This window comes from Streptomyces sp. NPDC058678, assembly GCF_042714835.1.
Classification (GTDB): Bacteria; Actinomycetota; Actinomycetes; order Streptomycetales; family Streptomycetaceae; genus Streptomyces.
Genome location: NZ_JBHXSG010000060.1, coordinates 42,479 through 55,396, shown reverse-complemented (window position 1 = coordinate 55,396; position 12,918 = coordinate 42,479). Strand labels below are relative to the sequence as shown.

At 68.0% G+C, this 12,918-nt stretch carries 11 protein-coding genes and 4 pseudogenes; 7 read left to right on the top strand and 8 right to left on the bottom strand.

Features of this window, described 5'->3' with window-relative positions; genetic code table 11:
• The 3 genes and pseudogenes from ACFWWR_RS37910 to ACFWWR_RS37900 form a co-directional block, all read left to right on the top strand.
• Positions 1 to 117 (top strand): annotated as a pseudogene (locus ACFWWR_RS37910) (IS6 family transposase); the annotation flags it as partial.
• 146 nt (positions 118 to 263) lie between these two features.
• Positions 264 to 479: a hypothetical protein gene (locus tag ACFWWR_RS37905; RefSeq protein ID WP_095749626.1), complete on the top strand. Its 216-nt coding sequence runs from the start codon at positions 264 to 266 to the stop codon at positions 477 to 479.
• A 341-nt stretch (positions 480 to 820) separates the two neighbouring features.
• Positions 821 to 1,598 (top strand): annotated as a pseudogene (locus ACFWWR_RS37900) (IS701 family transposase).
• 762 nt (positions 1,599 to 2,360) lie between these two features.
• Here the strand turns inward: ACFWWR_RS37900 and ACFWWR_RS37895 are convergent.
• The 3 genes from ACFWWR_RS37895 to ACFWWR_RS37885 form a co-directional block, all read right to left on the bottom strand.
• A complete protein-coding gene (locus tag ACFWWR_RS37895; RefSeq protein ID WP_384308226.1) occupies positions 2,361 to 3,386 on the bottom strand; it encodes an aldo/keto reductase in 1,026 nt (341 codons plus the stop codon).
• An 8-nt stretch (positions 3,387 to 3,394) separates the two neighbouring features.
• A complete protein-coding gene (locus tag ACFWWR_RS37890) occupies positions 3,395 to 3,859 on the bottom strand; it encodes a MerR family transcriptional regulator (protein ID WP_384308223.1) in 465 nt (154 codons plus the stop codon).
• Positions 3,860 to 3,934: 75 nt separating this feature from the next.
• A complete protein-coding gene (locus ACFWWR_RS37885; protein WP_384308220.1) occupies positions 3,935 to 4,156 on the bottom strand; it encodes a hypothetical protein in 222 nt (73 codons plus the stop codon).
• A 213-nt stretch (positions 4,157 to 4,369) separates the two neighbouring features.
• On the opposite strand from ACFWWR_RS37885, the gene ACFWWR_RS37880 reads away from it, so the two are divergent.
• Positions 4,370 to 6,148, top strand: coding sequence for a transposase (locus tag ACFWWR_RS37880; protein WP_384308217.1), 1,779 nt, complete (start codon positions 4,370 to 4,372; stop codon positions 6,146 to 6,148).
• Positions 6,149 to 6,164: 16 nt separating this feature from the next.
• On the opposite strand, the gene ACFWWR_RS37875 is transcribed toward ACFWWR_RS37880, so the two are convergent.
• Positions 6,165 to 6,926 (bottom strand): SDR family NAD(P)-dependent oxidoreductase, encoded by a 762-nt coding sequence (locus tag ACFWWR_RS37875; RefSeq protein ID WP_384308215.1) that lies wholly within the window; start codon positions 6,924 to 6,926, stop codon positions 6,165 to 6,167.
• A 376-nt stretch (positions 6,927 to 7,302) separates the two neighbouring features.
• Positions 7,303 to 7,716: a hypothetical protein gene (locus ACFWWR_RS37870; protein ID WP_384308212.1), complete on the bottom strand. Its 414-nt coding sequence runs from the start codon at positions 7,714 to 7,716 to the stop codon at positions 7,303 to 7,305.
• A gap of 120 nt (positions 7,717 to 7,836) precedes the next feature.
• Here ACFWWR_RS37870 and ACFWWR_RS37865 point away from each other — a divergent pair, with 120 nt between their 5' ends.
• Positions 7,837 to 8,100, top strand: a complete 264-nt coding sequence (locus ACFWWR_RS37865; protein WP_384308209.1) for a hypothetical protein — start codon at positions 7,837 to 7,839, stop codon at positions 8,098 to 8,100.
• 73 nt (positions 8,101 to 8,173) lie between these two features.
• On the opposite strand, the gene ACFWWR_RS37860 is transcribed toward ACFWWR_RS37865, so the two are convergent.
• The gene (locus ACFWWR_RS37860; protein WP_384308206.1) at positions 8,174 to 8,863 is read right to left on the bottom strand and encodes a hypothetical protein; all 690 of its coding nucleotides are present in this window, start codon (positions 8,861 to 8,863) and stop codon (positions 8,174 to 8,176) included.
• A 338-nt stretch (positions 8,864 to 9,201) separates the two neighbouring features.
• On the opposite strand from ACFWWR_RS37860, the pseudogene ACFWWR_RS37855 reads away from it, so the two are divergent.
• Both ACFWWR_RS37855 and ACFWWR_RS37850 read left to right on the top strand, forming a co-directional pair.
• Positions 9,202 to 9,420: pseudogene (locus ACFWWR_RS37855) on the top strand (integrase core domain-containing protein); the annotation flags it as partial.
• Positions 9,421 to 9,538: 118 nt separating this feature from the next.
• Positions 9,539 to 9,748: a DUF6207 family protein gene (locus ACFWWR_RS37850; protein WP_384308203.1), complete on the top strand. Its 210-nt coding sequence runs from the start codon at positions 9,539 to 9,541 to the stop codon at positions 9,746 to 9,748.
• Positions 9,749 to 9,967: 219 nt separating this feature from the next.
• Here ACFWWR_RS37850 and ACFWWR_RS37845 read toward each other — a convergent pair.
• Both ACFWWR_RS37845 and ACFWWR_RS37840 read right to left on the bottom strand, forming a co-directional pair.
• A pseudogene (locus tag ACFWWR_RS37845) lies at positions 9,968 to 10,183 on the bottom strand (hopanoid C-3 methylase HpnR); the annotation flags it as partial.
• Positions 10,184 to 10,322: 139 nt separating this feature from the next.
• A complete protein-coding gene (locus ACFWWR_RS37840; RefSeq protein ID WP_384308200.1) occupies positions 10,323 to 11,528 on the bottom strand; it encodes a Rieske 2Fe-2S domain-containing protein in 1,206 nt (401 codons plus the stop codon).
• Positions 11,529 to 12,918 lie beyond the last annotated feature (1,390 nt).

The window sequence follows — 12,918 nt, the reverse complement described above, 5'->3', positions numbered from 1 at the left end:
CACTTCCGGCCCCGCCGCCATCTGATGCCCGCCCACGACTACCGAGCCGAGATGACCGTCCGCTTCGCCATCTGGGAGCAGATCACCGGCGTCGCCGGCCTTGCCACCGCGGCCTGAGCACAGGCCCGGCTCCCAAGCCCACCCTGCCCCGACGCGCCGTCAGGCAGTCACAGCCAACAACGTGACAACGCCCGCGGCAGACATGCAGGTCGCGGCAGGGACTCGCCCTTGGCGGCGAGCGGGTCACCTGTCACCATCAAGCCGTGGTCAACCTTTCGAAGATCGTGAGGCAGGCAGACGTCCTCCTCGACCTGATGGGCGTGGCGGTCGGCTCGATGTTGTTGGTGGTGGGCATCGAGACCTACCGCGACGGTGGATCGGTGGGCTGGCCCATAGCCGGATCAGCGCTGTTCCTGATCAACCTCTGGGTAGCCGGGCGTCGATTCGCCCGGCGCAGGAGGCCGACTCCGTCGCCGTAGCGGCACGCAGGCAGCCGCCCGTGTCCCCTACGTGCCCGATCGGGCGGCACCGGCCGGGAAATACCGGGGAACGTCGGTGGGCACGTCCGGGCGTCCGGTGCCTGCTGCGTGAAGCAGCAGCCGTGTGCCGCCTCGACCGTGAAAGGGCTCCACCGCGCCAAGAAGCCACAAGGCAGACGGTCAAACTCACCTGGCAAACGGTCAAGATCACTTGTCGAAGGTCATTGCTGGTATGGGTCGGCGTGGAGACGGGTGCGGCCACTGCTGATCATCGGTGTGTGAAGACAGAAGACCCTGCGGTGGTCGCAGGTCACAGCGTAGTGCCTGCCCGCTGGCAGGCGATGTTCGAGGACCTGATGGGACGGATCGCGGGCCGCTTCGCGCGGGTCGAACCCCGGCGTCGGACCCGGCAGTTGGTGCTGGGGCTGCTGGCGGACCTGCCACGCAAGAACTGCTGGACGATCGCCGAGCACACCGGGGACGCCACGCCGGACGGGCTGCAGCACCTGCTCAGGCGGGCGAAGTGGGACGCCGACCTGGTCCGCGACGACCTGCGCGAGTTCGTGCTGGAGCACCTGGCCGACGACCAGGCCGTACTCGTGGTCGACGAGACCGGCGACCTGAAGAAGGGCACCCGCACGGTGGGCGTGCAGCGCCAGTACACCGGCACCGCCGGGCCGAATCGAGAACGCCCAGGTCGCCGTCTACCTCACCTACACCTCCCGGCACGGCCACGCCGGCATCGACCGCGCCCTCTACCTGCCCAAGTCCTGGACCGGCGACCAGGAACGCTGCGAACAGGCCGCCGTCCCAAAGGATGTGGGCTTCGCGACCAAGCCGCAACTGGCCTGGCAGGTGATCGAACGTGCCCTGGACGCCGGAGCCCGGGCCGCGTGGGCGGCCGGCGACGAGGTCTACGGCGACAACCCGAAACTTCGCACGGCGCTGGAGACGTGCGAACTGGGCTACGTGCTCGCGGTCTCCCGCACCCACCACGTCCCCACCTCCGCCGGACCCCAACGGGCCGACCACCTCGCCAAGCGCATCCCGCGCCGGGCCTGCAGAAGCTCTCGGCCGGACACGGCGCGAAGGGACACCGCTACTACGACTGGGCGCTGATCGCCATCACCGCAGGCGTCCCGACGGGCCATCAGCATCTGATGATCCGCCGCAACCGCACCACCGGCGAACTGGCCTACTACCGCTGCCACTCGCCCCGTCCGGTCCCGCTGTCCACACTGGTCAAAGTCGCGGGAAGCCGATGGACGGTGGAGGAGACTTTCCAGAGCTCAAAAGGCACTGGCGGGACTGGACGAGCACCAGGTACGCCACTGGAGCTCCTGGCACCGCTGGGTCACCCTGGCCCTGCTCGCGCACGCCTTCCTCGCAGTCACCACCGCCCTCGAACGCCGCGACCAAGCCCCGGCCGACGATGGGACCAGCCCTGACGGACTGATCCCGCTCACCTGCAACGAGATCCAGCGTCTGTTCACCGCCCTCGTCGCCCGTCCCGCCCGCGACACCGCCCACCGAATGCGCTGGTCCACCTGGCGACGACGCCACCAAGCCCGCGCACGCCACAGCCACTACCGCCGCCAAGCAGCCCTTCAACCATGAAGATCACGATCTACGGCTGGAGTATTAGCCCTAAATGGACTAATTAGCGGTGACAAGCCTGTTTCACTCGACATTACCGACCGCAGGAGCTCGGATACCGGCTCTGAACTGCGACGATTCATAGACTACATGTCCGTGACGGGGAGTTGGGGTCGTTGCTGTAGCTCGTCCGGGTGGTCTCGTGAGACGGCCCGTCCACCGGGGCGGTGGGCGGGCCTTGAGGTCGTCAGCGGGACAGGACCACGTTGCGGATTCCGGGTTGACCTAGGCTTCCCGGGCTGCCGAGGTGAGGGACATGTCCGCGTAGCGGTCGCCCGCCACCTGGCCGGCGATCGGCTCGAGGAACGCCAGCTCCTCGGCGGTCAGCGTGATCCGGGTGGCTGCGGCGTTCTCGAGGAGGCGGCTGCGCTTGCGCGTTCCGGGGATCGGCACGACGGTCAGGCCGTGCGCCTGCGCCCGCTGCTGCAACCAGGCCAGAGCGATCTGCGCCGTGGTGGCCCCACGGTCGGCTGCGATCTTGTGCAAGGGTTCCAGGAGCGCGGCGTTCGCCTTGGCGTTGTCGCCGCTGAAGCGCGGCATCTGCTGCCGGAAGTCGCTGCTGGAGAGGTCTTTGCTCGCGTCGGTGAAGACACCGGTCAGAAAGCCCCGGCCGAGCGGCGAGTACGGCACGAAGGCGACCCCGAGCGCGGCGGCCGCGCCCACCGCGCTGCGCTCGACGTCCCGGCTGAAGACCGACCACTCCGTCTGCAGGGCGCTGATCGGGTGCACGGCGTGCGCCTCGCGCAGCTCGGCACCGGTGACCTCACTCAGCCCGAGGTGCTTGACCTTGCCTTCCCGTACCAGTTCGGCCATGGCGCCGACAGACTCGACGAGCGGGACGGCGGGGTCGCGGCGGTGCATGTAGTAGAGGTCGATGACCTCGACGTTCAGGCGGCGCAGACTCGCCTCGACGGCCTTCTTGATGTAAGCGGGATCGTTGCGGATAGCCCGGTAGCTCGGGTCGTCGGCACGGTACTCGATGCCGAACTTGGTGGCCAGAGTGATCTCGTCGCGGTGCGCGGCGACGAACGGCGCGAGGAACTCCTCGTTGGCACCAACGCCGTACATGTCGGCGGTATCGATGAGGGTGACGCCCGCCTCGACGGTGGCCTCCAGCGTGTCGCGGGCCGCCGCGTCGTCCGTCTGTCCGTAGGCGACACTGATGCCCATGGCACCGAAGCCCTGGACGCCGACGAGGGGGCCGCCGTTGCCCAGCTCGACCTTGCGGATCTGTTCGATGGCATTGCTCATGAAGGCGCTCAGGCCCTTTCCGACGCCCGGCGGGCGCCCGCAAAAAAGTCGATCTTGGAGTCGAGTACGGCGACGGTGTCCTGCAGCTCCGCGATGCGCGCCACGACCTCACGCCGGGTCTGTTGCAGAATTTCCCGCCGTTCGTCGAAGGTGACCTCGCCCCGGCGGACCAGCTCCGCGAAGCGGACCATGTCGGCGATCGGCATCCCGGTCAGCCGCAGCTTGCCCACGAAGGAGAGCCAGTCCAGGTCCATGTTGTCGAAGCGGCGCTGGCCGCTGTGCGACCGCTCCACCTCCGGCATCAGACCGATCTGCTCGTACCAGCGCAGGGTAGGCGCGTTGAGCCCGGTGTACGCCGCGACCTCGCTAATCGTGTAGCGGTCCTGGCCGTCGGGTCGCGGATGGGCCGGCCCCACGGGCACGCAAGCGTCCATGGGCGGGGACTTCACGGGAGTGCTGTCGGTCACCGTCATGCCGACCACGCTAGAACCTTCAAGTGCACTTGAAGCAAGTGCACTCCGCGCAGACGCCTCCTGGGCCGGGCGCCGCTACGGAAGGGCTGCGGGATGTAAATCAGGCGATGATCCCGGGGCGATGAGGGCTTCGAGGTCGGCGATGCGCCGGTCCTGGAAGCGGAGGTTGGAGCGGGCGGCCTTGAGCCGTTCGTCGAGGGTGCGGTTGTCGGCCGTAAGCTGGCGGATGCGCTGTTTGAGGGTGGTGTTCTCGGTGATGGTCCGCTGGATGGCTTCCTCGGTCCATTCGGCCTGCAAGTCGCGGATTTGGCCGAGGAGTGCGCCAATGCGGGTGCGTTGGGTGAGGATCTCGGCGTGGGCGGCCTGAGGGCTTCCTCGGCGTTCAGCGCGCGTTCGCGCCAGGTCGCCTCGTGTTCGTCGTCGTTGGCGAGCATTCGGATCCGGCGTTCGCCGGCCTCGGTCATCGCTGCGACGACCGCGGCCCTGGCCTCGGGGTTGTCGTAAAGGAAGGTGCGCGAGACGTCCGCGCGGCGGGCGACGGCGGCGACGCTGACCTGGGCCTTCTCGCGGTGTTCATGCAACTTCCTGTTCAGGGTCGTCACCGTCGGCTGTGCACGTATCGCTGTACTCGTCCTGCTCGTTGTTGCCCGCGTGGGCGAGGTCGGCGGCGCGGAAGGCGGTGGACCACACGCGGTGGAAGTAGTCCTGGGGTTTGCGCAGGTCCAGGGCGAGGGCGTCGTCGAGGAGGCCGAGGCCGGCCAGGGCCTTCTCCAGGCCGTCGATGGCGCGGGCGGTGGGCTCGAAGTGGCGGTGGAGGTAGTCGGCGGTGGCGTCGTCGGGAGCGCGCTCGGCCAGGAGCCGCCACTGCTCGCGCTTGCGTCGCCAGTAGAGGAGATCGGCGCCGGACAGGACGAACTTGTCGCAGAGTTGTGGCAGTCGAGGCTCCAGGGGCAGGCACCGCCGTCGACAACGGGCTGGAAGGAGCAGAACCCGCCTTCGGCGGGGGTGCAGCGGACTGACCGGCTGCGTTCGGCCTTGGCCGAGGTGGGCCTCACTTTGGCCGGCCGCGCCGGCGCCCGCCTTGCGGACGTCTTCGGCATCTCCGCCAGCCGCAGCACGGTATTGCGGCTGGTCGATGCGATGCCGGGCCCTCAGCCGTCGGCCCCGCGGGTGGTGGGCATCGACGAGTACGCGATGCGCAAGGGCCGTGTCTACGGGACTGTGCTGGTTGATGTCGAAACCCGCAGGCCCGTGGATCTGCTGCCCGACCGCGAGGCGGCCACCGTCGCCGCCTGGCTTGCTGAGTGTCCCGGGATTGAGGTGGTCTGCCGCGACCGTGCCCCCTGCTTCGCCGAAGGCGCCAGCACCGGGGCACCCACTGCGGTGCAGGTCGCAGATCGCTTCCATCTCTGGCGCAACCTTGGTGAGGCAGCCGAGCGGTGCGTGTCGCGCCATCGGTCCTGTCTGCGAGCGCCATTCGCGTTGCCCGGCTCCGAGAGCGTCACCACACCACCGGCTCCCGAAGCTGGCGCGTCGCCCTGGCCCACTGGGCACCGGTTCGCCGACCGAACACGAGAGAAGCACGCCATCGTCCATGGAATGCTCGGCGAAGGACACAGTCGTCGCGCGATCGCCCGTGAACTCCGGATGACCTACCGAACCGTGCAGCGTCTGGCCGACGCGGCAAACCCGGAAGACCTCTTCCAAGGGCAGTGGCAGAACCGCAGGACAAAGCTCGACGACTTCAAGCCGTACTTGCACGAGCGGTGGGCCGAGGGCTGCACGAACGCCTGGACCCTCTGGAAGGAGATCCAGACCCACGGATACGCCGGTGGATACGGGGCCGTCCGCGCATACCTTCGTCCCTTCCGGAACGCAGTGCCGGGCGGTCGGCCGCCATCTCCCAGGACTGTTGCCGCTTGGATCCTGACCCACCCGGACGCACTCGCGGAGAACGAGAGCCTGAAGCTCAAGTCCGTTCTCACCCACTGTCCCGAACTGGACGCCCTCGCCAGGCACGTCCGCTCCTTCGGGCAGATGCTCACCCAGCTCCAAGGCGAACGGCTCCCCGAGTGGATCGCGGCGGTCCGAGCCGACGACCTACCCAGCCTGCACACCTTCATCAACGGGCTCGAACGCGACCTCGCTGCCGTCACTGCCGGCCTGACTCTGCCCTGGAGCTCGGGCATAGTGGAGGGCCACGTCAACCGCATCAAGATGATCAAGCGGCAAATGTACGGACGCGCTGGCTTCAAGCTCCTTCGCAAACGCGTCTTGCTCTACTCGTGAGGGGGGAGCCTGCGGGTCAGGGCCCGATGCGCTCGACCTCATTCGGATCGATCCTCAGTGCCGATCCGGTCTCGAAGGAGGTGGGCGATTTCAGTAGTCCGGTCACGACATCGGCGACCCGGTCAGGTGACGTCACTTGGCGGCTGGGGCAGACCATCTCTGCGAGGGCTGACTTCGGCACTCCCGCCGCCTCCGATAGCCGGTCCGTCATGTGGGTGTCGACAATTGCGGGACAGATCGCGAAGACCGAGATCCCCTGCTCCGCGAGCTCGCCGGCGGTCGAGCGGGTCAAGCTCAGCAGCGCTGCTTTGCTGGCCGCGTACGGGCCGGCGACCGGCATGGGAATCGTACCGAGCAAGGAGCTGCTGTTCACGATCACCGCCCCTGCTTCCATGCGCGGCGCGGCGTGCTTCATACAGAAGAACGCGCCCTTCACGTTCACGCTAAGGACCGCTTCGACATCGTCGGCGGACCAAGCTTGCATGGGTCCGACAGTTCCTTCGACGCCGGCATTGTTGAACAGGTAGTCCAGGCGGCCGAACCGTTTGATCGTGGCTTCGATCGCCGACTCGACCGCCGACTCGTCTGTGACGTCAACTGTGTGGAATGCGACTCGCTCGGTGCCGAGATCGGCGACCACCGCCTCGCCTCCTTCACGGTTCCTGGATGCGATCACGACCGCGCAGCCCTCAGCCAGAAGCCGGCGAACCGTGGCAAGCCCGATCCCGGTCGCTCCGCCGGTCACCAGAGCCACCTTCGACTGCAGCCCGTCGTCCATCTCTTCCTCGCTCCTCAGATCGGGGAGTGGCGCTCGGTCGAGCCATCAACGCCGTCAGCAGACCTGCGATCACCCCGCAAGGAACGGCTGTTTCTCCTTATATCTCACGGCTAGGGCGACCTTCGGGCTGCCACCCCGAGGTAGGCCTACGAGGTAGGAGCAGTCGGCCGGCGTAGAGAAGTCCTGACGCTCCGTGATCGGACCACAGAAGGTGTGCCAGAACCCGAGCTTTGACAGCACTGCGGTTCTTGCCAGGGCAGCAGTGGGATGCTCCTGGTGAAAGGTGCTGGTCATGCTCGCAGATGTCGAAAGCGTGCCCGAGCCGCGGCCGGGGCCGGCTAACTCTCGCCACGACAGTCGGCCACCTCACCAGAACTCACGGGGAGCTGGCCGGCGGTCCGTCAGATCGCAGCGCGGACCGCACCTCATCGAGGGTCGGGGGCCCGGGATCAAGAACGGGCTGACCGACCTCGGACGGCCAATTGGGACGGAAACGTGCCTCGGAGTCTGCGAAGTCGTTCCGCTGATACCGAGAGTCCAACGGGCGCAGCCGGATCTGTTGACGGCTGTCTGCCCACCAGATCTCGAAATCCGCAACCGTGCCTTCCGCCGGCCAGTCATCGCTCTGTCCCGGAAGCCACAGGACATCGACGAAGCCTCCGACGCTCAGGCCGATGTCCACGAAGATCCCGATCGCACCGGGCCGGGGAACCTGCACAACGGTGCCTTCGAAGACCTGCCCGAAGCACAACCCCCGGCGAATCCGAGCCCACTCGGCATCTGTCACCACGGACGCATCTTCGCACCCTCGTCCGCGTCATGAGCAACCACACCCGGGCGGCAGGGTCCAGGCACGGACGTCGATCACCCCCCCCGTCTGGGCGACACAGCACTGCCGTTGCTGCCGCCTTTGCTCTTCGCTGTTCATCTGGCCCCTTCCTCCACCTGCTCCAGGACCTGCACGACGGCAGCCGAGGAGCGGGAGCAGCGGGCCACCGACCTGATGCTGGAGTGGGGCCCGCCCCGGGGAAACACCAGGGACCACAGCGAGCTGCTGCTGGCCGGGGGCTGGTTCGCGGCGCAGATGCTCGCGTACACGTTCGCGTCCAAGGAGGACCGGATCACCAATCACGTCGACGACCATGCGCGGCAGCTGATCGCCGCGGGCCGCTGAGCGCACTTCCTGACCGCGGCCTCGGGGCTACGGTCAGGCGGCTTTCCCCAGGTCGGTCCCTGCCGCCCGTTCGTCAGGCGTCTACGAAGTTGGTCAGGATGCAACCATCAACGAGTGCCTGCTGGGTCAGGGAGTTCGGCGGAGCCGCGTAGTTGGGCACGCAGTTCAGGCCGAGAACACCGAGAGACAGCATGTCCCTCTCGTCGCTGTCCGTGCCGTAGATACGCGCGGCAAAGTTCTGGCCGACGAACCAGCGGGTTCGGACGTCCCCCTCGCCTGCGGCAAGATCGGCCTCCTGGCGAGCCTTGAACGCGGCCTGGAACCGGGCCATGTCGCTGACGACCACCAACGCGTGGCCATTGCTGGCGGCACCGTCGATCCCGTCGCACGTCGCGCGTTCCTTGATGCCCCACTCGGCGTTCGTCTTCGCCATCTGGGCCACCGCGCTGTCCGGCGAGGAGCCGTCGATGTCACCGAAAACGGTGTCCTCCGGCTCCGTCGACTCGTACTCGCACGTGGTCACGTTGCTGATCAGCCGTATCAGCTCGTCCGCGCCTGCCACCTTGGCAAGCGTGGCTTCCACACCACCGTCCGGCCCTGTGGTGCCGTCGCCCTCCGACCCGCTTCCGGCCTGCCCGCCGTTCTTGCCCGTGGCCGCCTGACTGCTTTGACTTTCGGACGGACTATCGCCGTCGTCGCAGGAGGTGGCCGTGAGAGCCAGGAGGACGGCGACGGCCGCAATGGCGGCCTGCTTGGTGCGCATCGAAGGACCCTTCGTGAGGACAACAGGTCAGGGGAACTCTCGGGAACCTAGCCGAAATGATCAAAGGGCAGCAAAGAACTGCCAGCGGCGACAGGCACCGTTCCGCCGCGCGGAAGGGCTCACCATCGCTCCAGAGCGTCCAGCAGCACATTGCCGTAACCCGCGCGGCCGCGAGGTCCTCGCTCGACAGGCTGGCCTGCCGAGCAGCGTGCACCATGAGGCAAGCGGGGCGTCCGGTCTTCGCCGCCGTCCATGCCTCCCCAACTGAGGTGGCTGGCTACCCCAAAAGCTTTGCCTGGCAGCAGGCACTGGCCGACCTCTGCGCGGCCAGCTAGCTCACCCGCCCCTACCGGCCGCAGACGAACGGCAAGGTCGAACGCTTCAACCGCACCCTGCTCGACGAATGGGCCTACCTAAAGCCCTACACCAGCAACACCGAACGCACCACCGCCCTGGCAGACTTCCTCCACACCTACAACCACCACCGCTGCCACACCGCACTCGGAGGCAAGCCACCCATCAGCCGCGTGAACAACGCTGCGGGTCAAAACATCTAGCGCGGCGCCGTCCCCGGCAGCGGCGAGAAGAGTCGCCACAGGGGATCGTTGGGAGCGGTGCCGCTCTCCACCGAAGGAACGCAGAACCTACTCACAGCGCTGACACGTCATGCCGTGCATGAAGCCGATCACCGACGCGCATGTCGCAGAACCGGGCCTGGCCGTGGTGGAGGTTGCGGCCGCCGATGACGAGACCGCCTTCGCGGTCCAGGAGCTGCTCGCCGCGCGGTGCGCCGTCGCGCGCGCGGACCGTACACCCCGGGAGCCTGACGAACCCGGCGTGCGGCTGCGGTTCTTCCTGGACCTGCGCCAGGAGCCCGGCGCGTAGGGCTGCGGGCGGGGAGCCACGCCCCGCTGACCAGCTGTGGTCGGACCCATGGTCAGGGTTGACGGCAGCGTGCGGTCGGTCTGTCTGGTGGTGTGGTCGGGGTCGGGGAGCTCCGGCGGGGGCCGCTGGTGTGCGGCCGTACGGGGTGGGACCGTCCGTCAGGAAGGTCGGCTCGGGTCCCGGGGCGGACTCTGGCGCGGGCGGAGCCGGCCCGCGGCAGGCCAGGTAGTTCAGGGACACGCCGAGTGCATGGGGGCGGAAGGGAGCAAATTCACGGGCCAGTTCCTTCATGCCGGTCACCTGAAGGTCCACGATCCTCACCTCGTGGCCCGCCTCGCGGGCCGCACCGGCCACCCGCTCCACGCCGAGCGGCTCCCGACGCAGGAAGATCTCCGAATACATCAGGGCGCTGGGGTGGACGAGAAGCAGACGCATGGTCACCCCGGTGGACGGCGGGTGGGGGCGGGGACAGGACGGCGGCCAGACGGGGAGTTCCACGGCAGGTCGACCAAGACCACGCGTCCGAGAAGGGGCCCATGGCCAGCGGTTCCGCGCCGATAGGCGCTCACCGCATTCACCCGCCCGGCAGCTCGGTTGAGGACTTCGGGCATTCGGGGACGGCCGGTCCTGCGAGGTGGTGGTCGGGCGCCGGGCCGTCGGACGACTGGTCGGCGCGGTACGCGGCAGGCCGGGGACGGATCGGGACGCCGTTGGCGCGCAGCACCTCACGGACATCCAGGATCAGGGGGAAGACCTCATGGTTGCGGTCCTCGCCCTGTTCCTCCCACGCCCGCTGCTCGGCTTCGACGGCCATGCGGTCCTCGGCGAAGACCCGCTCGGTGAAGCGCCTGATGAACGGCCAGGCCAGATCAAGGACGCCGGGAATCCCCTGTTTCTCGATCATGAGCAGGCCGTAGGCGTGACACGTGCGCTGCTCGGCGTCCTCGGGCACGTACGCGGCCCACAGACGATAGGCCGGGCGCTCGGCGCCCTCCGGGACGAGGTCAAGTGTCTGGTACGGGTATTCGGTACGGATGGTCATCAGGTCGCGCGAGCCGCCGCCGCTGACGCTCTCGCCGGCCAGCAGGCCCGCGGTGCGGTTCCGTTTCCCCCCGACGTGGGTGAACAGATACCTGGCCTCTACCCACCGAGCACCGGTCCGGTGTTCCAGCAGCTCGGGGCGGAGTCTGCCGACGACGCCGCGGTGAAGGAACTGGTGGTTCATGTCGAGCAGGTTCTCGTGCATGAACGAGTAATGGCAGCTCACGGTCCGGGAGAACGTCATGGTCTTGTACTGCGTCGAGCCGAACGCTGGCAGTTCGGGCAGCTCGGTGATCGTCGCCTTCTCCGAGGCGCCCGGAAAAACAAACACCAGCCCATACGCCTCGCGGACCGGGTAGCCGCGCACGCCGCGTGGCGGCCGGCCATCGCCTTTGGACAGGTACGGGATCTGTGAGATGCGGCCGTCGCCGCGATAGGCCCACGCGTGATAGCAGCAGCGGAGCGTCTCGCCCTCCACGACGCCCATGCTCAGTGGCACCTGCCGGTGGGCGCACCGGTCCTCCAGCGCATGGACGGTGCCGCTCGCCCCCCGGTAGAGGGCGATGCGCTCACCGGCGAACGCGGTCCCGATCACCCTTCCGCTGCGCACGCCGCGAGACAGTGCGAGCGGGTACCAGAAATCCGGGTTGGCCCCGACACGCCGAAGGTCGTCCACGGCCGTTCTTGGATCGCGGTACCCCAAGGGCGGACCGTTACCGGACCCGTCGGCGTCGGTCATGCCTCTCCCTCGTATCTCGGACAGCACCCTCCATCCTGGCCGCCGCCCGCGGCCCGCACCCTGCCCAGCGCGTCCGTACGGGTGAGCGCGCCCGTCAGCCCTGGCACTTGTTCACGCATGGGCCGGTGTCCCGGACGGTCATGGGTACGGCGGTGGGGTAGTCGGTGACGTCGCCTTCCCGGTCGTGTCGGCAGCGGCGTGTGTACCAGGCGCCGCGAGAACGACCTCTTGAGGCGCGACGTTTTCATCCGATCTGCACGGTTACGTGAAGAAGATCCGCAGCGTGTGAACGCCGATGGCCGCCACGAACACGAGGGCTGCCTGTTGTTGTCTGGTCAGGCTGCACGTTGGTCTCCAGCTGGGTGCCGCTCCCCACGCGGGTCCCGTCGGCATCGACGGCTTCCCAGTCCCAGGATTAGTTGGACTTCTCCGAGCTGTGGTTTTCAATCGTCCAGGTCAGGCCGCTGTGTTGGGCCATCGATTTCCGGACCAGTGGGTGGCGTTCTTCGGGAGCTGTTCCAGCGTGGTGACCACCACCGCTTCCACTTGGTCAACACTGATGGACCTACCCGGAGAAGGTGCGGGAGCGGGTGCAGGCGAAGGCCAAGAGGCAGGAGGCCGCGCCTGCCAAGGGCACCGGCGGCCACCAACGTCATCGACCTGATGCAGGTCCTGCAGGGCTGCATCGACCAGGCTCGCGACCGCCGTAAAACAGAGGGCGAGCCGCAGCAGAAAGAGTCGATGTCGCCCGCGACGTTCCGGCCGGTGGCGCCATCCCGCACGCTGGCACCGCGCACGCCCGACCCCTCTCCCACCGAGGTCCTCCGCTGGACGTCGCCGCCGAATGACGTCGCGCACAAGCCGAGAGGCAGCTTGCGAAAGGGATCAGCTCTCTACAGCCGTTCTCGGGGAACCGGCTTGCTTGGATTCCGCTGGGCATCCGTTGCGAAAGTGCCCGCCAGGACGGCGAACACGAGAGCGTGGTGGAGTGACCCATCACCCCGGCCTGCTGCGGACCGCTCCGCTGTCGGGGAGACTCCGAACGTGGCAGTGACGGGCTGCGTGGCGCAGCCGTGGCCTTGGAGACCGGTACGGACGGCGCGCGCAGACTCCCCGCAGGCGCTGGAGCACGCAGTGAGGACTCGCTTACACCTGCGTCTCGCGTGGTGCAGCGTGCGACTGTGCCGCGAAGCGGAACGTCTCCTGCCGCACGCTGTCACCCGCGTCAGCTCTCAGAGTCAGGCAGCGCCACGGGCGATGCGCCGGCGCAGCATGTACGCGCCTGCCCCCAGGCCGCCCAGGAGCGCGAATCCGCCAGCAGCCGTCGAGCCAGAGGATGCAAGACCGCCCCCGCCGGTGTGCACGCCGCCCTTCGGCTTGTCGTGCTCAC